This is a genomic window from Pseudomonas sp. GW821-FHT01E10 (assembly GCF_059422365.1).
Genome location: NZ_JBWKWT010000014.1, coordinates 75,243 through 99,686, shown reverse-complemented (window position 1 = coordinate 99,686; position 24,444 = coordinate 75,243). Strand labels below are relative to the sequence as shown.

Sequence of the window (24,444 nt, the reverse complement as noted above, 5' to 3'; positions counted from 1 at the left end):
GATGCATGTATGAGTGTGTTTTTTTGTATTTGTTATTTTAAGTTTCTTTTTGTTGTGTGGTTGAGGTTGATATAGTAACTGTATTGTTCTGGGTCTGGGTATGGCTGTTTATTTGTTTTAAAGTTGTGTGGGTTTGTTTGAGTTGTGAAGTGTTGCTGTATGTAAGTTTTTTCGAGTGGTTCGGGCCGGGTTATGTAAGATTCTGCAAGATACTCGTTACCTTTAAGGATAGCTTAATAGTCGCGGTCTGTCGGACCAAGGGCGTTGAACCCTGTTTTTTTGGGGGGTGAATTGTTACAAAGACATTGTCGAAGCGTTTAGCAGTGTTCGGCCAATAAAATCCCTGGCTTATCATGCGCAATGATTTCTTGTAGGAATAATCCGTGTTGTTTGTAGGTAATGTCTCTCGGTGCGAGTGGTCGAGGGGGACGGCATGCCATGGGTGAAACGACTAGGCTATGGTGCGGGCTCTAAAAATTCGAACAGCGAAAATTGGAATTGCCCATGAATAAAGTGCTGATCGTGGATGATCACCCCGTCATTCGTCTTGCGGTACGTATGCTAATGGAGCGTCATGGCTACGAAGTCATTGCAGAAACAGACAATGGCGTGGATGCATTGCAACTTGCTCGTGAACTTATGCCGGATATCGTTATCCTGGATATTGGAATACCGAAGCTGGATGGGTTGGAAGTTATCGCGCGCCTGACCTCGGCGGCGATGCCTCTTAAAGTGCTGATATTGACGTCCCAGGCTCCAGGACATTTTTCCATGCGTTGTATGCAATCGGGTGCCGCCGGATATGTCTGTAAACAACAGGACCTTACTGAGTTGCTCAGTGCAATAAAGGCTGTATTGTCAGGTTATAGCTACTTTCCTAATCAGGCGCTGCATACTGTGCGCTCCAGTCTTGGGAATGCCAGTGAAGCCGATATGGTGGATCGTTTGTCCGGGCGGGAAATGATGGTCCTTCAGCAGTTGGCCCGAGGAAAGACAAACAAGGAAATCGCCGATGGGATGTTCCTCAGCAATAAAACCGTCAGTACTTACAAGACTCGCCTGTTGCTGAAGCTCAATGCTCGCTCACTGGTCGATCTTATTGAATTGGCTCAACGTAATGGCCTGGTATGAGTATGCCAGCGTTTGACGAGGGGCGATGAGCGGGCGTTTGTCGGGGATGGGCACTTAGTAAAAAGCCTCCGTTTCGGGAGGCTTTTAGGTGTCATAGGTCAAAATCGTAATCGGCCAATTGCTTTTGCAGTCGGCGCTCCTCCAGCAGATTGTCGATGGTGCGGCGTTTGCTCAGGTTGGTCTTCGCTACTTCCACCACCGGTTCTGCGTCATCGGCCTCAACGGCGGTGAAGTCGTCTTCTACGTCCAATTGCTCTTTGCCAGTGCTCATAAGGTTAACTCCAGGCTAAGACTGCCTTTGGCGCTCCTTATATCGACAATTTCCCGGCGGGTAAAAAAGATTTTTTCAATCGGCTAATCAAGAAAACTAATAGAGCCTCAATCGTCCGAGGTCTTTTGCTTGTATTCGCATAAGTCCTCGATCCGGCAGCTGCCACAACGCGGCTTGCGGGCCAGGCAAACGTAGCGTCCGTGGAGAATCAGCCAGTGATGGGCGTCGAGCAGATACTCCTTCGGCACGAATTTCATCAGTTTCTGCTCCACCTCGACCACATTCTTGCCCGGAGCAATGCCGGTACGGTTGCTGACCCGGAAAATGTGGGTGTCCACGGCCATGGTCAGCTGACGAAAGGCGGTATTGAGCACCACATTGGCGGTCTTGCGGCCGACGCCGGGCAACGCTTCCAGCGCTTCGCGGGTCTGCGGTACTTCACCGCCATGGCGCTCTACCAGCAAGCGACAGGTTTCGATCACGTTTTTTGCTTTGCTGTTATACAGGCCGATGGTCTTGATGTACTCCGATAATCCTTCAACGCCCAAGGCATAAATCGCCGCTGGCGTATTGGCCACCGGAAACAGTTTGGCGGTGGCCTTGTTGACGCCGACATCGGTCGATTGCGCCGAGAGAATAACGGCAATCAGCAGTTCGAACGGCGAGGAATAGGCCAGCTCGGTCTTCGGTTCAGGATTGTCTTCGTGAAACCTGCGGAAAATTTCCAGACGTTTTGCGGCATTCATGGGCGATGCGTTTCCTCGAAGGAGGTCAATGTGGGGGAGGGGCGGGTCCAGGCCTGACGTGCGGCGATCAGCAGCCCCAGCAGAATAAACCCACCGGGGGCCAGCGTGGCCAAGCGCAGGCCACCGTCAGCGGTGAGCACCCAACCTTGCCAGTCCGGTTGCATGGCAGCGGTCAGCCAGGGCAGATGGCTACCCAGTGTCCCGTTGCCGATAAGCTCGCGCAGCAGGCCCAGGCCAATCATCAAGGCGCCGAACAGGCCGCACAGGCGCAGGCGGTCACGCGTTGTGCCCTGGAAAAAACCGTTATGTTCCAGCACCACGCATTGCAAGGCGATCAATCCGGTATAGAACCCCAGATGCTGGTGCCATTGAAGCGACCAGGCTTGCATGGCGAGTTCCACACAACTGGTCAGTGTGGCAGCCAGCAGGAGGCAGGCCAGTAAATGGGTTGCCGGAATCAGTCGTGAGCGCAAGATACCCATGCTCACGTCATAAACACTGAGCACCAGAGCGAACATCAGCCACAGGCCTAGAGCCGTTACCAACGAATCAGTGACGCCGATCAGAGGCGCAAGCATCAGCGAGTTCTGCAGGGTTGATGACTTATTCATGGGCGCTGCTCCCGATCAGCGGTTGCCGGTGTTCATCGAAGTAACGCAATGCATCGTGGGTGGCATTGATCACCGCTCTTGAGGTGATGGTCGCGCCTGCGATCTGATCGAATTGCCCTCGGTCCTTTTTCAAGGCCCAGCCAGTGTCGCTTGGTTCGCCTAGAGACTTGCCGGTAAACACTTGCAGCCAGGCATTGGGCCAGTCGGCGAGCTTGCCGCCCAGCCCCGGGGTTTCCGATTGCTTGAGGGTTTTGACCCCCAGCAACGTGCCATGGGGGTCGATGGCGATCAGCAAATCGATGGCGCCGGCGTAGCCCAGTGTCTGGCTGCGCAGCAACACGGCGCTCGGTTGGCCGGCCTTGGACGCCAGATAGCCATTCAGCAGCGTGCTGTTGGGCAGGCGTGTTTTTTCGACGTTGAGGGGGTGTTCCAGTGGCTGATTGTCGTAGCTGTCGGGCGCTAGCAGATCCAGCAAATTGCGGCTGTCGATCAGGCGTTGTTCGGCGGCAATGCGTGCGGCGCTGGTGTACTGCGCGAGGTAAGTCGCGCCTGTCCCCAGGCCTGCCAGTAATACCAGGGTCACAACGCTTGTCGCTCGGTTCATGGGCTGACCTGCGCTTGTCTGGAGGCAGCAAACCGCTCCAGCGCCGGTACACAGAGGTTCATCAGCAGGACGGCAAAAGCCACCCCGTCGGGATAGCCGCCCCACGTGCGAATCAAGTAAGTCAGCAGCCCCACTCCGGCGCCGAACAGCAACCGGGCCGTGGGGTTTTTCGCGCCGGATACCGGTTCCGTCACGATGAAGAAGGCACCCAGCATGCTCGCGCCAGTGAGCAGATGGAAGAGTGGCGAGCCATGGGAATCGGAGCCCGAACCGTTCCAGCACAACAGGCTGATGACGAACAGGCTGGCGAGCATGCCGACCGGCGCATGCCAGCTGAACACCCGCCGTTGCAGCAGAAACGCGCCGCCGGCCAGGAAGGCCAGGTTGACCCATTCCACGCCCCGGCCGCCGAAATGGCCGAATGCCGGGTTGCCGGCAAACAGTTCGTCCATGGTCAGGCTTTTGTTGATTCGCAGGCTGTCCAGCGCGGTGGCCTGGGCCCACGCGTCTGGTGTCTGGCCGAGGTTGAAGCCGAACACTTGTTGCAGGCCAGCGAGGAAGTCCATGCCGTGGGACGACGGCCAATGGGTCATTTGCTGAGGAAACGTCACTGAAGCCAGGGCGAAACCGAGCATCGCCGGGTTGAACGGATTCCTGCCGACGCCGCCATACAGGTGCTTGCCGAAAAAAAGTCCGAATGCCGCTGCGCTGACCGTCAGCCACCACGGGCAATAAGGCGGCAAGGCCAGGGCCAACAGGGTCGCGCTGACCAGCGCACTGCCATCGCTCACTGTCGGTTTTACAGGTTGCTTGCGCAGCTGTAACACCGCTGCTTCAACGGCCAGTGCGGTAGCTGCCGTCAGAATCAGGTTGATCAACACGCCCCAACCGTACAGCCAGAACAACATCAGCATTCCCGGCAGGGTGGCCAGCAACACCAGCTTCATGGCCTGCTGAAGGCGTTCATCCACCGATTCAAGGGGCGGCATAGGCATCCACCTGCCGCTCGGCTTCGCTGAGCGCATGTTGCAATGCTGTGATCTGTTCGGCCGGCGCTTCGTTTGTTTGAGCCTTCTTGAGTTCGGCGCGGCGCATGGCCAACTGGATCTTCGCCCGTTTCAGCTCGGCATCGTTTGTCGGAACAGGTGGAGTAGCTACCACCGGTGCACTGCTTTCCAGCAGCGACAGCGCCTGTTCGGCAGCTTCGAACTGCTGTTGCAGCACGATCAGTTGCGATTGCTGTTCGAAGGTCGGTGGATGCCCGAAGGCCTTGAGCGATTTATTCAGCTGCGCCCGACTCATCGCCAGATCGACCTTGGCCTTTTTCAGCGCCGCATCGGCATTGGCGGCCTTCTGCGCCCGTACGCGCTCGAGCGCGGCCTGAACCGGGTCGAGCGTCACTTCACTGTGCTGCACGGCGCGTTGGGCGCGGGCCTGACGTTCGGCGAGTTTCTGTTCCTCTTCGCGATGTAGGCGGGCATTGCGCTGTTCGAAGCGACGTCGCGCGCGGTTGCGCTTGGCGGCCCGGGCCTGTTGCTCCTCTAGGCTGAACGCCAGCCCACCGACAATCGGCAGCGTGGCCAGCGGTAGCGGATGCATCTCGATGCAATCCACCGGGCAGGGCGCCACGCAGAGGTCGCAACCGGTGCATTCGTCGACGATGACCGTGTGCATGAATTTCGCCGCGCCGACAATCGCGTCGACCGGGCAGGCCTGAATGCATTTGGTGCAGCCGATGCATTCGGCTTCGCGGATGTACGCGATTTGCGCCGGTGCCGAACCGCGACTGACGTCCAGTTCCAGCACCGGCACTTTCAGCAGCTCGGCGAGGGCCGCGATGGTTTCGCTGCCGCCCGGTGGGCACTTGTTGATCGGCTCGCCGCTGGCGATGCCTTCGGCGTACGGTTTGCATCCGGGGTGGCCACACTTGCCGCATTGGGTCTGCGGCAAGAGGGCATCGATGCGTTGAATCAGACTCATGTTTTGATCAGCCCGCTGAATCCGAGAAAAACCACTGTGATCAATCCGGCGCCGATCAATTCGATCGGCAGGCCGCGAAAGGGCAGGGGGACATCGTTATCGAGTGTGCGTTGGCGCAAGTCGCTGAACAGGCTCAGCACCAGCCAGAAACCCAGCCCGGCACCTAGGCTCAAGGCTATGGCGTGGAAAAGTCCCTTGTCGTCCTGGGCGTTGAGCAAGGTCAGCCCAAGCACGCCGGCATTGCCCAGCAGCAGGGGCCAGAGACCCTCGAATGAAAGCTTGGCGAATAACCGTGGAAGCAGTTTCAGCAGCGGGCCGATCAGCAGAACGCTCAGCGGCAGGAATACGAACAGTTGCAGCGACGTCAGCCCCAGCGGCACCAGCAGCCAGTGGTAGAGCGCATGGCCGAGCGTGCCGACGATCAGCATCAGGCACGTCGTCGCGATGCCCAATGCATGCACTTGTCGCCGCTCGCTGCCCAGCACCGGATCGACGCCCAGCGGCCAGTGCAACACGAGGTTGTTGATCAGGGCAGCGCTGATAAGCGTAAGAAGCAGTTCGGTCATGATCGTGCCGGTAAGAACAGGGCTTTCTTAAGGGGCTCTCTAAAAAGAGATTAGGCATTATCCGGCAAGGAAGGAGGGTGGGCCAGATATGAAAATCCCACAGTCGCGCCGGGCACGACTGTGGGATCGGTTTAGCGCAGGACTTTACTTGATGCGCTGACCTGGCTTGGCGCCACTGTCGGGGCTCAGCAGATAGATTTCTTCGCCACCAGGGCCGGCCGCCATCACCATGCCTTCGGAGATCCCGAATTTCATTTTGCGAGGCTTGAGGTTGGCAATCATCATGGTCAGGCGACCTTCAAGCTTGGCCGGGTCCGGGTAGGCGCTCTTGATGCCGGAGAGCACGTTGCGTTGCTCGTCACCGATGTCCAGGGTCAGGCGCAGCAGTTTGTCGGCACCTTCGACGGCTTCGGCCTTGAGGATCAGGGCGACGCGCAGGTCGACCGCGGCAAAGGTATCGAACTCGATCTCCGGCGACAGCGGATCCTTGGCCAGTTCGCCGTTGCCTTGAGGCGCGGCAGCTTCGCCGGTGTCGGTCTGGCTGGCGGTCAGGTCTTCTTTCGAGGCGTCGGTCATGGCTTGCACTTTTACCGGGTCGATGCGGGTCATCAACGGTTTGAACTCGTTCAGCTGATGGTTGCTGAGCAAGGTGGCGTGGTCGTTCCAGGTCAGCGGTGCGACGTTCAGGAACGCCTCGGCATCGGCGGCCAGCAGCGGCAGCACCGGCTTGAGGAAAATCACCAATTGGCGGAACAGGTTGATACCCAGGGCGCAAATGGCCTGGACTTCATCCTGCTTGCCTTCCTGTTTGTTCAGCGACCATGGCGCCTTGTCGGCGATCCAGGCGTTGGCTCGGTCGGCCAGGCCCATGATTTCGCGCATGGCCCGGGCGAAGTCACGCGCCTCGTAGGCTTCGGCGATGCTCGGTGCTGCGGCCAGGAACGCTTCGGTCAGCTCTGGCGCGGCGTTGCCGGCCACCAGCACGCCAGCGTTGCCTTTATTGATGAAACCGGCGCAACGGCTGGCGATGTTGACGACTTTGCCGACCAGGTCCGAGTTGACCTTCTGCACGAAGTCTTCGAGGTTCAGGTCCAGGTCATCGACGCCACGGCTCAGCTTGGCTGCGTAGTAGTAGCGCAGGTATTCCGGCGACAGGTGATCCAGATAGGTCCGGGCCTTGATGAAGGTGCCGCGGGACTTGGACATCTTCTGACCGTTGACGGTCAGGTAGCCGTGCACGTTGATGCCGGTCGGTTTACGGAAACCGGCGCCTTCGAGCATCGCTGGCCAGAACAGGGCGTGGAAGTTGACGATGTCCTTGCCGATGAAGTGGTACAGCTCGGCGGTGGAGTCCTTGCCCCAGAACGCGTCGAAATCAAGTGCAGGCGTACGGTTGCACAGGTTCTTGAAGCTGGCCATGTAGCCGATCGGCGCGTCCAGCCACACGTAGAAGTACTTGCCTGGTTCATCAGGAATTTCGAAGCCGAAGTACGGCGCATCGCGGGAGATGTCCCACTGTTGCAAGCCGGCGTCCAGCCATTCGGCGATCTTGTTGGCCACGGCCTCTTGCAAGGTGCCGCTGCGGGTCCAGGCTTGCAGCATTTCCTGGAAGTCCGGCAGCTTGAAGAAGAAGTGCTGGGAATCCTTGAGCACCGGCGTGGCGCCGGAGATTGCCGACTTCGGATCTTTGAGGTCGGTCGGCGCGTAGGTTGCACCGCATTTTTCGCAGTTGTCGCCGTACTGGTCTTCGGTGCCGCATTTCGGGCAGGTGCCCTTGATGAAGCGGTCGGCCAGGAACATTTTCTTTTCCGGGTCGAAGTACTGCGTGATCGAGCGCGTGGCGATGTGCCCGGCGTCGCGCAGCTTCAGGTAGATCTGGCTCGACAGCTCACGGTTTTCTTCGGCGTGAGTGGAGTGGAAGTTGTCGAAGTCCACCAGGAACTCGGCAAAGTCGGCGCTGTGTTCAGCCTGGACGTTGGCGATCAGTTGTTCCGGGGTGATGCCTTCCTTTTCCGCGCGCAGCATGATGGCCGAACCGTGGGCGTCGTCGGCGCAGACATAAATGCATTGGTTACCGCGATGCTTCTGGAAGCGCACCCACATATCGGTCTGGATGTATTCCAGCATATGGCCGAGGTGGATCGAACCATTGGCATAGGGCAGGGCGCTGGTGACGAGGATCTTGCGTGGCTCGGACATGGGGCTCGGCTACTTGATGAAACGGAGGTCGGCCACTATAAAGCGCCGGCGCATATTTTTCACCCCCACGGCCAGCTTCCACGGACCTTTGTACCCGCCGGTCATAAGATATTTGTCATATTCTGAAAGCATCCCGTCCAGGCGACAGAACGGTTAGGATACCCGCCTGATTTTCCAGTCTTGCTATCGGAGTTGCCCATGAGCGCCGTCAATCGCGCAGCGGTGGAAGCCGTCCTTCGCCAATACACCGACCCTTATCTGAACCAGGACCCGGTCAGCGCCGGGTGCGTGCGCAGCATCGATATTCAGGGCGATCGCGTCAGCGTCCAGCTGGAACTGGGTTACGCCGCCGGTCTGTTCAAGAGTGGCTGGGCGCAGTTGTTGCAGATGGCCATCGAGGGCCTGGATGGCGTGGTCACTGCCCGTGTCGAGATCACCAGCGTGATTGCCGCGCACAAGGCCCAGGCACAGATTCCGGGGTTGGCCAACGTCAAAAACGTGGTGGCCGTGGCGTCTGGAAAGGGAGGCGTGGGCAAATCCACCACGGCCGCCAACCTGGCGCTGGCGTTGGCTCGGGAAGGTGCCAAAGTGGGGATTCTCGACGCGGACATCTACGGTCCGAGCCAGGGCATCATGTTCGGCATCCCTGAAGGCACCCGTCCTCAGGTCAAGGATCAGAAATGGTTCATTCCGATCGAGTCCCATGGCGTCGAAGTGATGTCCATGGCCTTCCTGACCGACGACAACACGCCGATGGTCTGGCGTGGGCCGATGGTGTCCGGCGCCTTGTTGCAACTGGTCACGCAAACGGCCTGGGGCGACCTGGATTACCTGGTCATCGACATGCCTCCAGGCACCGGCGACATCCAGTTGACCCTGGCGCAAAAAGTCCCGGTGGCCGGTGCGGTGATCGTGACCACCCCGCAGGATCTGGCATTGCTGGATGCGCGCAAGGGCGTGGAAATGTTCCGCAAGGTCAACATCCCGGTGCTGGGCGTGGTCGAAAACATGGCCGTGCACATCTGCTCCAACTGCGGGCATGCCGAGCATTTGTTCGGTGAGGGCGGGGGTGTGAAGCTGGCCAACCAGTATGGCGTCGAACTGTTGGCTTCGTTGCCGCTGTCGATGCTGATTCGCGAACAGGCCGATGGCGGCAAGCCAACGGTGATCGCCGAGCCTGACAGCCAGATTGCGATGGTTTACCAGGAACTGGCCCGCCATGTCGGCGCGCGGATCGTGTTGCAGGAAGCTGCGACGCCGGCGATGCCGAACATCACCGTCAGCGACGATTAAATCGCTGAAAAGAGATCGCAGCCTCGCTTCGCTCGACACGAGGTTGCGATCTTTTGATATTGCTTTAGATACGCAACCCGCCATCCAGCTCCAGAATCCGACCGGTGTAGTAGTCATTCTCGAAAATGTAGGCCGCCGACTGGGCGATCTCTTCGGGTTTGCCCATGCGCTTGAGCGGAATCCCGGAAGTCATTTTTTCCAGCGCTTCAGGTTTCATGCTCAGGGTCATTTCAGTTTCGATGAAGCCCGGCGCAATGCCCGCCACGCGAATCCCGTAGCGCGCCAGTTCCTTGGCCCAGGTCACGGTCGCCGCAGCGACACCGGCCTTGGCGGCGGAGTAGTTGGTCTGGCCGATATTGCCGGCGCGTGAGATCGACGAGATATTGATGATCGCGCCGCTGTTGTTCAGCTCGACCATTTTTGCCGCGACTTCACGGGTGCACAGGAACACGCCGGTCAGATTGACGTCGATCACCGCTTGCCATTGGGCCAGGCTCATCTTGGTCATTTCGCCATCCTTGACCTTCAGCAATAGGCCGTCACGCAAAATGCCGGCGTTGTTGATCAGGCCATGGATCGCGCCGAAATCGTCGGCCACCTGGCTGACCATGTGGGTCACTTGCTCTTCATCGGCGACGTTGCACAAGTAGGCACGGGCCTCGACACCCTTGGCCTTGCAAGCGGCGACGGCGGCGGCGAGTTTTTCCTGGTTCAGGTCCACCAGGGCCAGCTTGGCGCCACGACCTGCAAGATACTCGGCCATGGAGCGGCCTAAACCCTGGCAACCGCCGGTGATAATGATTACTTTGTCAGTGAGTTGCATTCGCATAGCCCCATAGCCGATCGGAGTGTTTCTCCTTCTAGAGGGCCTCTCGATCTGAGCCTGATGTGGCCTGGCTGCACATGAGAACTGCCCCTGTGGCGTACTGGAACTTTCACCCAGACGCCTGTCCGTTTTTTCGACGGAATCTATATAAGGAGTCATAAATTGAGCGTTGTAGTGGCTAAGCATGCCCGAGAATTGCTTCTCAAGGAATACCGTGGAGTGCTCTCGACGCACTCCAAAGCGATGCCCGGTTTCCCGTTTGGCTCCGTGGTTCCGTACTGTCTGGACGAACAGGGCCGGCCGCTGATCCTTATCAGCCGCATCGCACAGCACACTCACAACCTGCTGAAGGATCCGAAATGTTCGCTGCTGGTGGGTGAACGCGAGGCCGAAGACGTGCAAGCCGTTGGTCGGCTGACCTACCTGGCCGAAGGGGAAAAACTCGAGGACACCGCAGCCATCGAAGCGGCAGCCGAGCGTTACTACCGCTATTTCCCGGATTCGCAGAACTATCACAAGGCCCACGATTTCGATTTCTGGGTGCTCAAACCGGTACGCCACCGTTACATCGGCGGCTTCGGCGCGATTCACTGGGTCGACCAACTGACCCTCGCCAACCCGTTCGCCGGCAAGGCCGAAGTGAGCATGGTCGAGCACATGAATGCCGATCACGCCAAAGCCATCGCCCACTATGTCGACTTGGCGGGCCTGCCGAAAACCGTGCCGGCGCAATTGGTCGGCATCGACAGCGAAGGCATGCACTTGCGCATCGGCCAGGGGCTCTACTGGCTGCCGTTTCAAGCGCCTTGTAATACGCCGACACAAGTCCGGGAAGCCTTGGTTTTCCTGGCTCACGCCGAACATTGGCCGAAAAATCAAGTGGCCGATGCTTGAATTCACGAAACGGCGACGTCATCTAAGGAACACTGGCAAGGCTTACTTGCGTTGAGGAACCATTTGATGCGCCCTTTTTTGTTGCTCTTTGTACTGTTTCCGGTGTTGGAGCTGTTCGTATTCGTCAAGGTCAGCGCAGCGATCGGGTTTTTCCCGGCCCTGCTGCTGATCATTCTCGGCTCGATGCTCGGCGTGTTCGTGCTGCGTATCGCCGGTCTGGCTACTGCGCTGCGCGCTCGTGAAAGCCTGAGCCGCGGCGAGTTGCCGGCCCAGACCATGCTCGAAGGCCTGATGCTGGCCCTGGCGGGTGGTCTGTTGATTCTGCCGGGCTTCGTCACCGACGTGCTGGGTCTGATTATGTTGCTGCCGATCTCTCGTCGACTGCTGGCCAATAAAATGCGCCAGCGCGCCGAGGAACAAGCGATGCGCCAGCGTGCGTTTGCCGATGACCTTCAGCCGCGGGGCGGTCCTGCTCCACGTCAGCCGTTGGGCCGTGAGCCTAACGTGATCGAAGGCGAGTTCGAACACCGCGACTCCAAGTAACATGTCCATCGACACGGCACCTTTGGGTGCCGTGTTCATTTTCAGGGTATCGACGTAAAAATTTCGCTCTCGGCCCTTGAAATAGGCTCGCGCGCCCTTATGTAACGGTCACCGCAAGGTTTCTGGCAATTGCGCCAGACAGACTTCCGCGGTTCGCTCGACGAACCGCACCCGGCGCCGCCGGATTTGTTAAACCCGCCGGGACTACACCGGCCGATGAAAACCACAATTAGGAGAGATCGACAATGAAGCTTCGTCCTCTGCATGACCGCGTCGTTATCCGTCGCAGCGAAGAAGAAAAGAAAACCGCTGGCGGTATCGTCCTGCCAGGTTCGGCTGCTGAGAAGCCAAACCAGGGTGAAGTCCTAGCTGTAGGCCCAGGCAAAGTGCTGGACAACGGCGAAGTGCGTGCACTGTCCGTGAAAGTGGGTGACAAGGTGGTGTTCGGCCCGTACTCCGGCAGCAACACTGTGAAAGTCGATGGCGAAGACCTGGTGATCATGGCTGAGAACGAGATTCTCGCTGTTGTCGAAGGCTGATTCCCCGCTCATTTTCCCGCTACTACAAAGTATTTAAGGAATATCGATCATGGCTGCTAAAGAAGTTAAATTCGGCGACTCCGCCCGCAAGAAAATGCTCACCGGTGTCAACGTTCTGGCTGACGCAGTAAAAGCGACCCTGGGCCCGAAAGGCCGTAACGTGATCATCGAGAAGAGCTTCGGCGCTCCGACCATCACCAAGGACGGCGTTTCCGTAGCCAAAGAAATCGAACTCGAAGACCGCTTCGAAAACATGGGCGCGCAGCTGGTCAAAGACGTTGCCTCCCGTGCCAACGATGACGCAGGCGACGGTACCACCACCGCTACCGTTCTGGCTCAGTCGATCGTCAACGAAGGCCTGAAAGCCGTCGCTGCCGGCATGAACCCGATGGACCTGAAGCGCGGTATCGACAAAGCGACCATCGCGATCGTCAAGGAACTGAAAGCCCTGTCCAAGCCTTGCGCTGACACCAAGGCAATCGCTCAGGTAGGTACCATCTCGGCCAACTCCGACAACTCCATCGGCGACATCATTGCCGAAGCCATGGAAAAAGTCGGTAAAGAAGGCGTGATCACCGTTGAAGAAGGCTCGGGCCTGGAAAACGAACTGTCGGTTGTTGAAGGCATGCAGTTCGACCGTGGCTACCTGTCCCCGTACTTCGTCAACAAGCCAGAGACCATGACTGCCGAGCTGGACGGTCCGCTGATCCTGCTGGTCGACAAAAAGATCTCGAACATCCGCGAAATGCTGCCAGTACTGGAAGCCGTTGCCAAAGCCGGCCGTCCACTGCTGATCGTGGCCGAAGACGTTGAAGGCGAAGCCCTGGCGACTCTGGTTGTGAACAACATGCGTGGCATCGTTAAAGTCGCAGCCGTCAAGGCTCCAGGCTTCGGCGACCGTCGCAAGGCCATGCTGCAGGACATCGCTGTTCTGACCGGCGGTACCGTGATCTCCGAAGAGATCGGTCTGAGCCTGGAAAGCACTACCCTGGAACACCTGGGTAATGCCAAGCGCGTTATCCTGTCCAAAGAAAACACCACCGTGATCGACGGCGCCGGCGTTGAGGCTGATATCCAGGCTCGCGTGACCCAGATCCGTCAACAAGTGGCCGACACTTCGTCCGACTACGACCGTGAAAAACTGCAAGAGCGCCTGGCCAAACTGTCCGGCGGCGTTGCAGTGATCAAGGTCGGCGCTGGTTCCGAAGTTGAAATGAAAGAGAAGAAAGCCCGCGTTGAAGACGCCCTGCACGCTACCCGTGCAGCCGTTGAAGAAGGCGTGGTACCTGGCGGCGGCGTGGCACTGATCCGTGCCCTGCAAGCCATCAGCGAACTGAAAGGCGACAACGCCGATCAGGACGTCGGTATCGCTGTTCTGCGTCGTGCGGTTGAAGCGCCACTGCGTCAGATCGTTGCCAACTCCGGCGACGAGCCAAGCGTGGTTGTCGACAAGGTCAAGCAAGGCGCGGGTAACTTCGGTTACAACGCTGCCACCAGCGAATACGGCGACATGATCGAAATGGGCATCCTGGACCCAACCAAGGTGACCCGTTCGGCTCTGCAAGCTGCATCCTCGATTGGCGGTCTGATCCTGACCACCGAGGCCGCTGTTGCCGAAGCACCGAAGAAAGACGGTGCAGCTGGCGGCGGTATGCCAGACATGGGCGGTATGGGTGGCATGGGCGGCATGATGTAAGCCAGCCTTACCCCTATAAAAAAGCCCCGCCTGCGTCGAGCAGGCGGGGCTTTTTATTGCCTTCATTTTGGTAGGTCCGCAGATCGCGTCGCGGCCATCCATCGCGGGCAAGCCACGATCCCACAGTGGATTGCGTAAACCTGTGGGAGCAGGGCTTGCCCGCAATGGCGTCGGTTCAGGCGCTGACCGGTTTTGCCTCGTTCGCCTGTTCAGTCTTGGAGGCCGGCCGGTACAGGATGTTGTAGTACGCACCCAGGCAAAACAGCCAGCAGAAAATCGCCGTCCACACGTTGTGCGAGAAGAAGTGCGCGCCCTGCATCATCCGGCCGATGGAAAACACGGAGCCCAACGTGAAAGCGAAGATAAACGCATAGCGTGCCAGCCGTGGGCGTCGGTCACGCAACACAAAGAACAACGCAAACAGGGTGAAACCGGTCGCCGCATGACCACCGGGCCAGCAGCGGCCTGGCTTGTCGGTATGCGGGCGAGGACTCAGCAGTTCGCTGTAGGTTTCGTGCCCGCCGAATTGTTCCAGGCTCCATGGGCATTGCACCGCCGTTGCCGCTTTGAGCGGAGTGACAAAGGAGGTTGACAGCGCCAGAGACAACACCAGGCAACCCATTTCACGTTTGAACGGTTTGAGCCTTTCAATGAAAAAGGAACTGACAAAGCCGAGGATAGAGAACACCGAAAAGGCAATGACCACTTGCTTGGCCCGGTCATGCAGGATGTTTTCCAGGAAATAACTGTGGCGCCCGATGAACGCACCGGCGACCGGATCATAGAACAGCTTGGCAAGGTCCATGTCCAGGGACGTCAACTCGAGCAGCATCAGGGTGATCGCCGCAATGGCGGGCACCCCCAGGCACAGCCAGAAATTGAGCGGGCGGGAGACGGGACGGACAGCGGTTGATGACATGGTGGATCCTGATGAATGGAAAAACCCCGGGGCATCAGCCCGGGGCCATTCGATTAACGTTCGCTGACTTGGCGGATGCCCTCCGTGGGCGCTTTCCAGCCGAGCAGCTGTTGCTTGAAGCCATGACTGGCAGTTTGGTAGTAAGTGATTGCGCGGGTGATCAACGGATCACCTGTGGTTGCCTGTGATTCGCGACTGTCGGTCAGTGCATCGTCGTGGCGACGCAGACCCTCACGCGGGCTCAGGATCGCTAAATCCTTACCATCGAACAAGCCCAGATGTTGATAGTTGCCCACCACCACTCGCGGCGGCAGTGGATTGTCCTGCAACAGGTTGCGACCGAAGAACGTCGACTGGTAATCCAGGTTCAGCAGCCCGAGCAACGTTGGCGCAAGGTCGATCTGACTGGCCAGCTGTGCGGTTTCCCGAGCGTCGATCAGCTTCGGTGCATAGATGAACAGCGGAATCTGATAGTTGCTGATCGGCAAGTCTTCTTTGCCGGCGCTGCCAGCCGTGTGGTCGGCAACGAAGACGAAGATTGTATTATCGAACCAGGGTTTTTTGCGCGCCTGATCGAGGAACTGACCAATGGCGAAGTCGGTGTACTTCACCGCACCGTCGCGTCCGTTACCGGATTTGATATCGATACGGTTATCCGGGTAGGTGTAGGGGCGATGGTTGGAGGTGGTCATCAGTTGCAGTAGAAACGGCTGTTGCCTGGCGTAGTCGGCATCGGCCAGTTTCAGGGTCTGGTTATAGAGGTCTTCGTCAGCCATTCCCCAGGCGTTCTTGAAGTGAATCTCTGATTCATCGACGCTGCTCTGGTCGACGACGCGATAGCCGTTGCCGCTGAAGAACGCGTTCATGTTGTCGAAGTAACCGCGCCCGCCATACACGAATACGCTGTCGTAACCCACGGCGCCAAGTTGCTGGCCGAGGCTGGCGAAACCGCTTTCACGACCCACGCGCTTGACGATCGAGCGCCCCGGCGTCGGTGGAATGGCCAGGGTGATGGCCTCCAGGCCGCGATCGGTGCGGGTGCCGGTGGCGTAGAAATTATTGAAGTACAGGCTTTGTTTGCGCAAGGCATCGAGGTTTGGTGTCAGGTTGCGATCGTCGCCATTGCTGCCCATGTACTTGGCACTGAAGCTTTCGATGGTGACCAGCACGATGTTGGGTTTTCGTTCGGTGCCGGGATTATCGATCATCCGGCGGATGTCCTGTGGATCCTCGCCGATGAAGCGAGCATTGGGCTCGGTCAGTTCCGCGCGAATCTGTTGCGCGACGACGGAGGTCGGCAGGGTGCTGTAGAACTGCGGGTAATCCAGTTCGTTATTGCGAAAGGCGGCGAAGAACTGGTACGGGCCATTGCTCGCCAGTTCGTTCTGATAGGCATTGCCGCCCTGAGCGCGCGGCGCATCCTGGCTGAGCAGTTGCGCGCTCAGGCCCGCGACGATCAGCAGGCCGAGTGCATTCAGCAGACGCCCGCGCATGGCAGGCAATGGTGCGTCCAGTGCAGCGTTGAAGGATTTGCGCAACGCAAGGCTCAGGACCACGGCCAGCACCGCGAGCAGGCTCAGCAGCTTGCCGATCGGGTACGACTCCAACAGGTTATTCAGCACTTCGTCGGAGTAGACCAGGTAATCGACAGCGATAAAGTTGAAACGCACACCGAACTCATCCCAGAACAGCCATTCGGCCACCGACGTGAACAGCATGGCAAACAGGCTGACGGTCAGCAGGCCCTGAAGGAACCAGCGATGGCCACGGCGGCGCCACAAGGCCGGCGGGCATAGCAGCAGATAGAGGCCCATGGGCAGCGCCGCGTAGGCAATGAAACCCAGGTCATAAAGCAGGCCGATGCCAAACACGGACAGGAGCCCGCTGCCTGCCTCATCCAGGTGAGTGAGGAGGAGAACGCTTCGGGTCAGGAGAAAAATGACCAGCCAGGAACCGGTTACCAGTAGCAGAAAGCGCATTGGCGCCGTCTTCAAACAATCCATTATCTACATTCCCTATATCAATCGCGCGAAAGTTTCTCTTGAACGCTGTAGTCGGGTTGTGAACCGACAGTGAAAAACTTGTTAGCACCATTATTTGGTTGAGCGCATCGATTCTACGACCGGCCGCCCTAGCCCTGAGTCACACTAGGCCTTAAGCTGCGCGGGCCAAGACGGCCGTTACTGTATACGGAGGAGGTGCCGATGCGAATTCTATTGGTTGAAGACAACCGCGATATCCTGGCCAACCTGGCCGATTATCTGGGGCTCAAAGGTTACACCGTGGATTGCGCGCAGGACGGTTTATCTGGCTTGCACCTGGCGGCCACCGAGCATTACGACTTGATCGTACTCGATATCATGCTGCCCGGTATCGATGGCTACACCCTGTGCAAACGCCTGCGCGAAGACGCCCGCCGTGATACGCCGGTGATCATGCTCACTGCGCGCGATCAACTGGACGACCGTCTGCAAGGCTTCAAATCCGGCGCCGACGATTACTTGATCAAACCCTTTGCCCTGTCAGAACTGGCGGCGCGCATCGAGGCGGTCATGCGCCGTGCCCAGGGTGGCGGTCGCCGTGCCTTGCAGGTCGGCGATCTGAGCTACGACCTCGATACCCTGGAGGTGACGCGCGAAGGCCGTCTGCTGAAACTCAACCCGGTGGGCCTGAAGTTGCTGGCGGTGTTGATGCAGAAAAGCCCGCACGTGCTGCGCCGGGAAATTCTCGAAGAGGCCCTGTGGGGTGACGACTGCCCGGACAGCGACAGCCTGCGCAGCCACGTCCATCAATTGCGCCAGGTGATCGACAAGCCGTTCGCCAAACCCCTGCTGCACACGGTGCACGGCGTCGGTTATCGCTTGGCCGAGGGCCGTGATGGAGTTTAAGCAGAGCCTTTCGCAACGGATCATCATCGCCTTTGCGTTGATGAGCGCATTGGTCGCGGGAGCCTTCGCGATAGGCATCATCGCGACCGTGCACCTGGTGGAGGAGAAACTGATTTCGTCAGGTCTGGGTGGCGATTTGCAACGCCTGTTGCTGATGGACAGCGTGACGGACTGGAGCCACCGCCCCGAGCCGGACCAGTTGTTCTATTTCAGCGGAGGGCCGGGCGATTTTGAGTTACCCAAGGATTTGCGGCACCTGGACTCGGGTTTTCATGAAGTCTTTCGCGACCATCTGTCGTATCACGCCATGGTCGAAATCGTCGACGGAAGGCGCTACGTGCTGTTGCAGGACCAGAGCGATTTCGAAGAGCGTGAACGGGTGCTGTTTGCCGTAGTGCTGGTGGGGTTCGTACTGAGCCTGGCGCTGGCGGTATTTCTGGGCTGGGTGCTGGCGCGCAAGGTGATGGCGCCGGTGGTGCGACTGGCCCGCCAGGTGCGCCATCGCGATCAGCTGTTGGGTCTGGCACCGCCACTGGCGCCGGATTATGCCGCCGATGAAGTGGGCGAGCTGGCCGTGGCCTTCGACGCCACCCTCGGGCGCTTGCGTCAGGCGTTGACCCGTGAGCGATTGTTCACCAGTGACGTCAGCCACGAACTGCGCACACCATTGATGGTGTTGGCCAGTTCCTGTGAATTGTTGCTGGAAAACCCCGGCATCGATCAGCGCGGGCGTGCCCAGGTCGAGCGGATCGCCCGGGCTTGCGCAGAGATGCGCGAGTTGGTGCAGACCTTCCTCATGCTGGCCCGCGCTCAGCATGAAGACGCCAGCATGGGCCCCCAGCAGAGCCTCAGTCAGGTGGCCGACGGGTTGCTTTGCCAATGGCGCGAACCGATCGAAGCCAAGGGCCTGACGTTGAACGTCGAGTTGGGCAACCCGCCGGACACTCGCTATAACGCGACGCTTCTGCACGCGGTGATGGGCAACCTGTTGCGTAATGCGCTGCATTACACCGAGCATGGGTTTATCCGCTTGGCCCTGACGGATACGGGGTTCGTGGTCGAGGACAGTGGTGTGGGCATTCCGGAAGAAAAACGCGAGGCGATGTTCGAGCCTTTCGTGCGCGGCAGCGAAAAGCGTGGCGAGGGCTTGGGGCTGGGGCTGTCGCTGGTGCAACGGATCTGCGAGAACCAGGGCTGGAGTGTCAGCCTGACGAACATGGAGCCCAACGGTTGTCGCTTCCAGGTGGAGTTGAGTCAGAAAAAGAGGTGAATGGGTTGAAAAATAAATCGGCTCCGTAAAACCCTGAAATGATTCCGGGTTTACCTGACGAAATTTTCACCAAGGCATGACCTGACGCTGACACCCCGCAACTTAAGGTGGTTGTCATCAGAAGCTCAGGAGATTGCAGTCATGGCTGGCCCGATAAAGCTCGGCTTCTCCGAAAAATACGACGATCAACCCGCACAGAAAAATGTGCGCAAGCACCAGGTGGGGCTCGGTCGCCGGCTGTCCCAATGGCGTGATGAACACCTGGCGCGAAAGGCCCTGGCGTTGGCCGGTGAACCTGGCCTGGTCCTCGATTTGCCCTGCGGTGCCGGGCGTTTCTGGCCGTTGCTCGCGGAAAAGCACAACCGTGTCATCATCGGGGCCGACAACTCGGTGTCCATGCTCAAGACTGCCATGCGCACTCAACCCGCCGACGTGGTCAAAAGGGTACAACCCTTGCACACGTCTGCATTCGACATTGCCTTGCCCGATAACGCGGTCGACAGCATTTTCTGCATGCGTCTGCTCCATCACATCGGTGAAGCCGAGCAACGACTGACCATCCTGCGCGAATTCGAGCGTGTCACCCGCGACAGCGTGATCGTTTCGCTATGGGTAGACGGCAATTTCAAGGCCTGGAAACGCAAGCGCGCCGAGAGGATGCGTGGGCAGGAAGGTTACCAGACTCGATTTGTGTTACCGGCTGCCACGATTGAAAAGGAGTTTGAGCAGGCGGGTTTCCATATTCAGGGGCAAATGGATTTTTTACCGCTCTATGCCATGTGGCGGGTCTATGTATTACGCAAGAGGTAACAGAATGACAGTGCACTATGCAGCTGCGCCCAATGACCTGAAGCAAGGGCGTCGCCACTCGTCGTTCAGCGATACAGACTGGGAAAAACTCGTCTATTTTTATGAGAAGGCGTTTGGCAGCGCTATCAAAGGCTTATCGCAATGAAACTCGAAATTGCACGAGGTTTGTTTTTAGCCGGAGCCTTGGCAGTTGCTTCTTTGGCGGTGGCTGCCTGGGAGCAGCCCCGCACGCAAGTCCTCAGTTCCGTGCACGGCGACGCACGTTGTCCGTTGCCCCGGGTAGCCAAAGCACCCGTGGCCACTCAACCCGATCATGACTTGTTACTGTTCATGTTCGGACTTTCTCAGGGACTGAGGCCACAGAGTTGAACAGATTGAAGCCCAAATAAAAGGCCTCGCAGTTGCGAGGCCTTTTGCTTTTTGACGTTAAGGTTTATCGGGTTTGGCCAGCAATGTGTAAATGCATGGCAGCACGAACAAGGTGAACAGCGTCCCGATCGACATCCCCGTTGCGATCACCGTGCCGATGTCGAACCGGCTGACGGCTCCCGCGCCCGTGGCGATGATCAACGGCACCATGCCGAACACCATTGCCGCCGTGGTCATCAATACCGGGCGCAGGCGAATGGCCGCCGCTTCCTCTACCGCTTCGCGAGGTGTCAGGCCTTTCTCCTTGCGTAACTGGTTGGCGAACTCGACGATCAGGATCCCGTGCTTGCTGATCAGTCCGATCAACGTCACCAGCCCCACCTGGGTATAGATGTTCATGCTCGACCAGCCGAGGAACAACGGGATCAATGCGCCACAGATCGACAGCGGCACAGTCACCAGAATCACCAGCGGATCGCGGAAGCTTTCGAACTGGGCCGCCAGCACCAGGAAGATGATCGCCAAGGCCAGGGCGAAGGTGACCCACAGCGCGCTGCCTTCCTGAACGTATTGCCGTGAAACACCGGCATAGTCGACGGCGTAACCCGTCGGTGCCTCTTCCCGGGCGATCTGGCGCACGGTGTCGATGGCTTCACCCATGCTGACCAGCGGGACCCCGGAAAGAATCGCCGAGTTGAGTTGCTGGAACTGGTTCAACTGACGCGGCCGCGCGCGGTCGGTCACGGTGATCAGGGTCGACAGGGGCAGCAGTTCGCCCTTGGTGTTCCTGACGTAATAATGGTTCAGCCAGTCAGGGTTATCGCGGTAGGGCCGTTCCACCTGAGCGATGACCTTGTAGCTGCGACCTTCGATGGTGAACCGGTTGATCTCCGCCTCGCCCAGCATCGTCGCAAGAGTACCGCCCAGGTCCTGCATGGACACACCCATCTGCGCAGCCTTGGCGCGATCGATATCCACCACGACTTCGGGCTTGTCGAAGGCCAGGTCGACGTCGACAAAAGCAAACTTGCCGGATTCCATCGCTCTTTTTTTCACTCGGTCCATCACCTGCAACAGCGCCTCGTAGCTGTTAGCCGAGTTGATCACGAATTGAAATGGCAAGCCCTCGCCGGTGCCTGGCAGGGACGGCAGGTTGAAGCCGAATATTTGCAGTCCGGGAATGCTTTCCAGTTTGCTCTGGACCAGCGGCAGGATCTGCATCTGGGTCCGGTGGCGTTCATTCCAGGGTTTGAGCAGGAAGCCGCCGATCCCCGATTGCACGCCGTTGAAGCCGTTGATCTGGAACGAAGAGTAGTACTCGGGAAACTCCTTGAAAATGGCGACGAACTCGTCGGTGTAGGCGTTCATGTAGTCGAGGTTGGCTGGTTGCGGGGCGTTGGCCATCATGAAGATCACGCCCTGGTCTTCGTCCGGCGCCAGTTCCGACTTGGTGAACTTGAGCAGTATCGGGATCAGGCACAGCACGATCACCGCGAACACCAGCACTACCGGCCGGGTGTTGAGAGTGCCGTGAAGCACGCGCTGGTAGCGGCGTTTGAGGCCTTCGAAGATCACGTCCAGGCGATGGGCCAGGCCGCTGGGGTTTTCATCGTGGCGCAGCAGCATGGCGCACATCATCGGCGACAGCGTCAGGGCGACGACACCGGAAATCACCACCGCCCCGGCCAGGGTCAGGGCAAACTCCTTGAACAACGCCCCCGTCAGGCCGGTCAGGAAGCCGATCGGCGCATAGACCGCCGCCAGGGTGATGGTCATCGACACCACCGGCATGGCGATCTCCCGTGCGCCCTCGATGGCCGCATCCAACGGTGTCTTGCCTTCTTCGATGTGCCGGTGGATGTTTTCCACCACCACGATGGCGTCGTCCACCACCAGTCCGATGGCCAAGACCATCGCCAGCAAGGTCAGCAGGTTGATCGAGTAGCCCATCATCTGCATGAAGAACATCACGCCGATCATCGACAGCGGAATGGTCACCACCGGGATCACCACCGAACGCAGGGCGCCGAGGAACAGGAACACCACCACAATCACGATCAGCACCGCTTCGAACAGGGTTTTCAACACCTCGTCGATGGAGGCCTGGATGAACAGCGTGGCGTCGTAGGCGATTTCGCCCTTGAGGTTTGGCGGCAGCTGGGCTTCCAGGTCCGGCATGATCTTGCGCACTTCCTTGATCACGTCCAGCGGGTTGGCGCCGGGTGTGGCCTTGATGCCGATGTACACCGAAGGTGTGCCGCCGAAGGAGCTGATGGTGTTGTAGTTCTCCGCGCCCATCTCGACCCGCGCCACGTCTCGCAACAGCACACGACTGTCACCGTCGACCTTGAGCGGAATTGCGCCAAAGGCCTCGGCGGACTTGAGTTCGGTGTTGGCGTTGATGCTGGTGACCACGTACTCGCCTTTCACTTCGCCGGCGGCGGAGAGGAAGTTGTACTGGCGCACGGCGTTGGTCACATCGCTGGCGCTCAGGCCGAAACCGGCGAGCTTCACCGGGTCCAGCCACAGGCGCATGGCGAACACCTGGTTGCCGAGAATCTCGGCTTCGGCCATGCCCGGCAGGGTCGCCAGTTTCGGCTGGATAACCCGGGACAGGTAGTCGGTGATCTGCGGGTTACTCAGCTCGTTGCTGAAGAAACTGATGTACATCAGCGCCGAGGCGCCGGTGGCTTCCTTGCTCAGCACCGGGTCTTCGGCATCCTGGGGCAGCTGGTTCTTGACCTCGTTGGCCTTGGCCAGCAGTTCGGTGAACAGGCGGTCGGTGTTGGAGCCGATGCGCGCGTAGATCGAGATCACCGAGAAGTTCTGGCGACTGACCGAGGTCATGTAGTCGATGCCCTCGGCGCTGGCCAGGCTGTGCTGCATCGGTTGGGTGATATAGCCCTGGATGGTCTCGGCGTTGGCTCCGGGATAAGCGGTGGTCACCGTGATCAGGGCGTTTTCCATTTGCGGGTATTGGCGCAGCGGCAACTTGCTCCAGGCCTGGAAGCCCAGCAGCACTATCAACAGGCTGACCACGGTGGCGAGCACCGGGCGGCGGATGAACGGATCGGTAAAAGCCATGGGGATTCCTTGATCAGTCAGCGCGTGGCTGACTGTTCTTCTCAGCCAGGGTCTTGTCGTCGCTGATGGCAACGTGCGCGCCGTGGTCCAGTTTGAGCTGACCAGCCGTGACCACTTTTTCGCCGTTCTGCACGCCTTTGGTGATCATGACCATCCCGTCGCGGCGCTCGCCGGTTTCGACGAAGCGTCGTTCGGCGATCAGAACCGGTTCGCCCTTGTCGTCTTTTTCGAGGCTGCCGTCTTCGGCCTTTTTCTGCGCGACGACATACAGCGAGTTGCCATAAAGGGTGTAGCTGATCGCGCTTTCCGGCACCACGATGTGCGGCTGCGGGTCGGGCAACAACACCTGCAGGCTGGCAAACATCCCCGGCAGGAGTTTGCCGTCGGGGTTGGCCAGGGTCGCGCGCACCAGCACGTTGCGGGTGCTGCTTTCTACCTTCGGGTTGATGGCGCTGACGGTGCCGGGGAAAGTCTCCGTCGGGTAGGCCGAGACAATGACCTGTACCGATTGGCCGAGGGTGATCTTCGGCACGTCCTGCTCGGGTACAAAGAAGTCGACGTAGAGGCTGCTGAGGTCTTGCAGGGTGGCGATCATCGTGCCGCTGGCCACGTAGTCGCCGACGTCTACCCGACGAATACCGATGGTCCCGCTGAACGGTGCGAGGATTCGTTTTTTCTCCAGCGCCGCCTTGAGCTGATTGACCGTGGCCCGGCTCTTTTGCAATACCGCCGAGAGTCGGTCGAACTCACCTTTGGAAATAGCCTGGCTGCCTACCAGTTGGCTGCCGCGACCGTAATCCAGTTGCGCCAGTCCCAGGTCGGCCTGGGCGGTTGCCAGCAGGGCGGTTTCCACGGCGCTGTCGAGTTGCAGCAGCGGCTGACCGACCTTGACCTTCTGTCCTGACTCGAACTGAACTTCCTTGACGGTGCCGTCGACCTCCAGGCTCAGATCGACCCCTTGCAGCGCCGTAAGGGTGCCGACCGTTGGCAAACGGCTTTGCCACGGACGTTCGGTGGCGGTGGCCACGGCGACGCTGATCGGTGGTTTCGGTACAGAGAAGCCCTTCATCATCGTATAGATGGAGAAGGCTTTGTAACCGGCCAGGACCAGCACGATTAGCAGGACAACACCCAACATGATCAGCATGCGGCGACGCAGCATATTTCCATTTCCTTGGAGAAAATCAGGTGAGACAGGCGAAAAC

General features: G+C 58.9%; 24 protein-coding genes. 11 read left to right on the top strand and 13 right to left on the bottom strand.

The genetic code is table 11. From position 1 onward, the window contains the following. The first annotated feature begins 504 nt into the window (after positions 1–504). Positions 505–1,131, top strand: a complete 627-nt coding sequence (locus AC07V0_RS22160; RefSeq protein ID WP_018926602.1) for a response regulator transcription factor — start codon at positions 505–507, stop codon at positions 1,129–1,131. A gap of 91 nt (positions 1,132–1,222) precedes the next feature. On the opposite strand, the gene AC07V0_RS22155 is transcribed toward AC07V0_RS22160, so the two are convergent. From AC07V0_RS22155 to metG, 8 genes are all read right to left on the bottom strand, one after another. After that, the gene (locus tag AC07V0_RS22155) at positions 1,223–1,402 is read right to left on the bottom strand and encodes a PA3496 family putative envelope integrity protein (RefSeq protein WP_018926601.1); all 180 of its coding nucleotides are present in this window, start codon (positions 1,400–1,402) and stop codon (positions 1,223–1,225) included. A 107-nt stretch (positions 1,403–1,509) separates the two neighbouring features. Next, positions 1,510–2,148 (bottom strand): endonuclease III, encoded by a 639-nt coding sequence (gene nth, locus AC07V0_RS22150; RefSeq protein ID WP_018926600.1) that lies wholly within the window; start codon positions 2,146–2,148, stop codon positions 1,510–1,512. After that, positions 2,145–2,759 carry an Rnf-Nqr domain containing protein gene (locus AC07V0_RS22145; RefSeq protein WP_495019930.1) on the bottom strand — a complete coding sequence of 205 codons (615 nt, stop codon included), beginning with the start codon at positions 2,757–2,759 and terminating at the stop codon, positions 2,145–2,147. The genes nth and AC07V0_RS22145 overlap by 4 nt, the downstream gene beginning before the upstream one ends. Beyond that, positions 2,752–3,363 carry an RnfABCDGE type electron transport complex subunit G gene (locus tag AC07V0_RS22140; protein ID WP_064616314.1) on the bottom strand — a complete coding sequence of 204 codons (612 nt, stop codon included), beginning with the start codon at positions 3,361–3,363 and terminating at the stop codon, positions 2,752–2,754. Before AC07V0_RS22140 ends, AC07V0_RS22145 begins: the two co-directional genes overlap by 8 nt. Next, on the bottom strand, positions 3,360–4,352 hold the full coding sequence (locus AC07V0_RS22135) for an RnfABCDGE type electron transport complex subunit D (protein ID WP_018926597.1): 993 nt from the start codon (positions 4,350–4,352) through the stop codon (positions 3,360–3,362). Before AC07V0_RS22135 ends, AC07V0_RS22140 begins: the two co-directional genes overlap by 4 nt. Then, positions 4,339–5,343, bottom strand: a complete 1,005-nt coding sequence (rsxB, locus tag AC07V0_RS22130) for an electron transport complex subunit RsxB (protein ID WP_018926596.1) — start codon at positions 5,341–5,343, stop codon at positions 4,339–4,341. The genes AC07V0_RS22135 and rsxB overlap by 14 nt, the downstream gene beginning before the upstream one ends. Continuing rightward, the gene (locus AC07V0_RS22125) at positions 5,340–5,909 is read right to left on the bottom strand and encodes an Rnf-Nqr domain containing protein (RefSeq protein ID WP_086946090.1); all 570 of its coding nucleotides are present in this window, start codon (positions 5,907–5,909) and stop codon (positions 5,340–5,342) included. Before AC07V0_RS22125 ends, rsxB begins: the two co-directional genes overlap by 4 nt. Before the next feature lie 144 nt (positions 5,910–6,053). Beyond that, entirely contained in the window at positions 6,054–8,108 is a 2,055-nt protein-coding gene (gene metG, locus AC07V0_RS22120) for a methionine--tRNA ligase (RefSeq protein WP_086946091.1), read from the bottom strand. A 198-nt stretch (positions 8,109–8,306) separates the two neighbouring features. Between metG and apbC the strand changes: the two genes are divergently transcribed. Next, positions 8,307–9,401 (top strand): iron-sulfur cluster carrier protein ApbC, encoded by a 1,095-nt coding sequence (apbC, locus tag AC07V0_RS22115; RefSeq protein ID WP_018926592.1) that lies wholly within the window; start codon positions 8,307–8,309, stop codon positions 9,399–9,401. 64 nt (positions 9,402–9,465) lie between these two features. Here the strand turns inward: apbC and AC07V0_RS22110 are convergent, their stop codons facing one another. Next, complete coding sequence (locus AC07V0_RS22110) at positions 9,466–10,224, bottom strand: SDR family oxidoreductase (protein ID WP_086946092.1); 759 nt, start codon at positions 10,222–10,224, stop codon at positions 9,466–9,468. A gap of 165 nt (positions 10,225–10,389) precedes the next feature. On the opposite strand from AC07V0_RS22110, the gene AC07V0_RS22105 reads away from it, so the two are divergent. From AC07V0_RS22105 to groL, 4 genes are all read left to right on the top strand, one after another. Further along, positions 10,390–11,121, top strand: a complete 732-nt coding sequence (locus AC07V0_RS22105; protein WP_026286457.1) for a HugZ family pyridoxamine 5'-phosphate oxidase — start codon at positions 10,390–10,392, stop codon at positions 11,119–11,121. A gap of 66 nt (positions 11,122–11,187) precedes the next feature. Then, a complete protein-coding gene (locus AC07V0_RS22100) occupies positions 11,188–11,664 on the top strand; it encodes an FxsA family protein (RefSeq protein ID WP_018926589.1) in 477 nt (158 codons plus the stop codon). A 245-nt stretch (positions 11,665–11,909) separates the two neighbouring features. Then, entirely contained in the window at positions 11,910–12,203 is a 294-nt protein-coding gene (locus AC07V0_RS22095; protein ID WP_018926588.1) for a co-chaperone GroES, read from the top strand. Positions 12,204–12,252: 49 nt separating this feature from the next. Further along, positions 12,253–13,899 (top strand): chaperonin GroEL, encoded by a 1,647-nt coding sequence (gene groL / locus AC07V0_RS22090; RefSeq protein WP_018926587.1) that lies wholly within the window; start codon positions 12,253–12,255, stop codon positions 13,897–13,899. Between the two features lie 175 nt (positions 13,900–14,074). On the opposite strand, the gene AC07V0_RS22085 is transcribed toward groL, so the two are convergent. Both AC07V0_RS22085 and AC07V0_RS22080 read right to left on the bottom strand, forming a co-directional pair. Next, positions 14,075–14,818, bottom strand: a complete 744-nt coding sequence (locus tag AC07V0_RS22085; RefSeq protein ID WP_064616318.1) for a phosphatase PAP2 family protein — start codon at positions 14,816–14,818, stop codon at positions 14,075–14,077. Between the two features lie 53 nt (positions 14,819–14,871). Beyond that, a complete protein-coding gene (locus tag AC07V0_RS22080; RefSeq protein WP_138866895.1) occupies positions 14,872–16,821 on the bottom strand; it encodes an LTA synthase family protein in 1,950 nt (649 codons plus the stop codon). 201 nt (positions 16,822–17,022) lie between these two features. Between AC07V0_RS22080 and colR the strand changes: the two genes are divergently transcribed. From colR to AC07V0_RS22055, 5 genes are all read left to right on the top strand, one after another. Next, the gene (colR, locus tag AC07V0_RS22075) at positions 17,023–17,706 is read left to right on the top strand and encodes a two-component system response regulator ColR (protein WP_007938890.1); all 684 of its coding nucleotides are present in this window, start codon (positions 17,023–17,025) and stop codon (positions 17,704–17,706) included. After that, positions 17,696–18,976, top strand: coding sequence for a sensor histidine kinase (locus AC07V0_RS22070; protein ID WP_064616320.1), 1,281 nt, complete (start codon positions 17,696–17,698; stop codon positions 18,974–18,976). The genes colR and AC07V0_RS22070 overlap by 11 nt, the downstream gene beginning before the upstream one ends. 141 nt (positions 18,977–19,117) lie before the next feature. Continuing rightward, on the top strand, positions 19,118–19,786 hold the full coding sequence (locus AC07V0_RS22065; protein ID WP_064616321.1) for a class I SAM-dependent methyltransferase: 669 nt from the start codon (positions 19,118–19,120) through the stop codon (positions 19,784–19,786). A gap of 4 nt (positions 19,787–19,790) precedes the next feature. Beyond that, positions 19,791–19,931 carry a hypothetical protein gene (locus tag AC07V0_RS22060; RefSeq protein WP_173861190.1) on the top strand — a complete coding sequence of 47 codons (141 nt, stop codon included), beginning with the start codon at positions 19,791–19,793 and terminating at the stop codon, positions 19,929–19,931. After that, entirely contained in the window at positions 19,928–20,155 is a 228-nt protein-coding gene (locus AC07V0_RS22055; RefSeq protein ID WP_082920824.1) for a hypothetical protein, read from the top strand. The genes AC07V0_RS22060 and AC07V0_RS22055 overlap by 4 nt, the downstream gene beginning before the upstream one ends. A 57-nt stretch (positions 20,156–20,212) precedes the next feature. On the opposite strand, the gene AC07V0_RS22050 is transcribed toward AC07V0_RS22055, so the two are convergent. After that, complete coding sequence (locus tag AC07V0_RS22050; protein WP_028939448.1) at positions 20,213–23,239, bottom strand: multidrug efflux RND transporter permease subunit; 3,027 nt, start codon at positions 23,237–23,239, stop codon at positions 20,213–20,215. Between the two features lie 13 nt (positions 23,240–23,252). Then, positions 23,253–24,401, bottom strand: coding sequence for an efflux RND transporter periplasmic adaptor subunit (locus AC07V0_RS22045; RefSeq protein ID WP_086946095.1), 1,149 nt, complete (start codon positions 24,399–24,401; stop codon positions 23,253–23,255). Between the last annotated feature and the right edge of the window lie 43 nt (positions 24,402–24,444).

What these genes read in the sequence shown, in the direction of transcription:
- AC07V0_RS22160 (WP_018926602.1), top strand. Translation starts at nt 505, where the DNA reads ATGAATAAAGTGCTGATCGTGGATGATCACCCCGTCATTCGTCTTGCG.
- AC07V0_RS22155 (WP_018926601.1), bottom strand. Translation starts at nt 1,402, where the DNA reads ATGAGCACTGGCAAAGAGCAATTGGACGTAGAAGACGACTTCACCGCC.
- nth (WP_018926600.1), bottom strand. Translation starts at nt 2,148, where the DNA reads ATGAATGCCGCAAAACGTCTGGAAATTTTCCGCAGGTTTCACGAAGAC.
- AC07V0_RS22145 (WP_495019930.1), bottom strand. Translation starts at nt 2,759, where the DNA reads ATGAATAAGTCATCAACCCTGCAGAACTCGCTGATGCTTGCGCCTCTG.
- AC07V0_RS22140 (WP_064616314.1), bottom strand. Translation starts at nt 3,363, where the DNA reads ATGAACCGAGCGACAAGCGTTGTGACCCTGGTATTACTGGCAGGCCTG.
- AC07V0_RS22135 (WP_018926597.1), bottom strand. Translation starts at nt 4,352, where the DNA reads ATGCCGCCCCTTGAATCGGTGGATGAACGCCTTCAGCAGGCCATGAAG.
- rsxB (WP_018926596.1), bottom strand. Translation starts at nt 5,343, where the DNA reads ATGAGTCTGATTCAACGCATCGATGCCCTCTTGCCGCAGACCCAATGC.
- AC07V0_RS22125 (WP_086946090.1), bottom strand. Translation starts at nt 5,909, where the DNA reads ATGACCGAACTGCTTCTTACGCTTATCAGCGCTGCCCTGATCAACAAC.
- metG (WP_086946091.1), bottom strand. Translation starts at nt 8,108, where the DNA reads ATGTCCGAGCCACGCAAGATCCTCGTCACCAGCGCCCTGCCCTATGCC.
- apbC (WP_018926592.1), top strand. Translation starts at nt 8,307, where the DNA reads ATGAGCGCCGTCAATCGCGCAGCGGTGGAAGCCGTCCTTCGCCAATAC.
- AC07V0_RS22110 (WP_086946092.1), bottom strand. Translation starts at nt 10,224, where the DNA reads ATGCAACTCACTGACAAAGTAATCATTATCACCGGCGGTTGCCAGGGT.
- AC07V0_RS22100 (WP_018926589.1), top strand. Translation starts at nt 11,188, where the DNA reads ATGCGCCCTTTTTTGTTGCTCTTTGTACTGTTTCCGGTGTTGGAGCTG.
- AC07V0_RS22095 (WP_018926588.1), top strand. Translation starts at nt 11,910, where the DNA reads ATGAAGCTTCGTCCTCTGCATGACCGCGTCGTTATCCGTCGCAGCGAA.
- groL (WP_018926587.1), top strand. Translation starts at nt 12,253, where the DNA reads ATGGCTGCTAAAGAAGTTAAATTCGGCGACTCCGCCCGCAAGAAAATG.
- AC07V0_RS22085 (WP_064616318.1), bottom strand. Translation starts at nt 14,818, where the DNA reads ATGTCATCAACCGCTGTCCGTCCCGTCTCCCGCCCGCTCAATTTCTGG.
- AC07V0_RS22080 (WP_138866895.1), bottom strand. Translation starts at nt 16,821, where the DNA reads ATGGATTGTTTGAAGACGGCGCCAATGCGCTTTCTGCTACTGGTAACC.
- colR (WP_007938890.1), top strand. Translation starts at nt 17,023, where the DNA reads ATGCGAATTCTATTGGTTGAAGACAACCGCGATATCCTGGCCAACCTG.
- AC07V0_RS22070 (WP_064616320.1), top strand. Translation starts at nt 17,696, where the DNA reads ATGGAGTTTAAGCAGAGCCTTTCGCAACGGATCATCATCGCCTTTGCG.
- AC07V0_RS22065 (WP_064616321.1), top strand. Translation starts at nt 19,118, where the DNA reads ATGGCTGGCCCGATAAAGCTCGGCTTCTCCGAAAAATACGACGATCAA.
- AC07V0_RS22060 (WP_173861190.1), top strand. Translation starts at nt 19,791, where the DNA reads ATGACAGTGCACTATGCAGCTGCGCCCAATGACCTGAAGCAAGGGCGT.
- AC07V0_RS22055 (WP_082920824.1), top strand. Translation starts at nt 19,928, where the DNA reads ATGAAACTCGAAATTGCACGAGGTTTGTTTTTAGCCGGAGCCTTGGCA.
- AC07V0_RS22050 (WP_028939448.1), bottom strand. Translation starts at nt 23,239, where the DNA reads ATGGCTTTTACCGATCCGTTCATCCGCCGCCCGGTGCTCGCCACCGTG.
- AC07V0_RS22045 (WP_086946095.1), bottom strand. Translation starts at nt 24,401, where the DNA reads ATGCTGCGTCGCCGCATGCTGATCATGTTGGGTGTTGTCCTGCTAATC.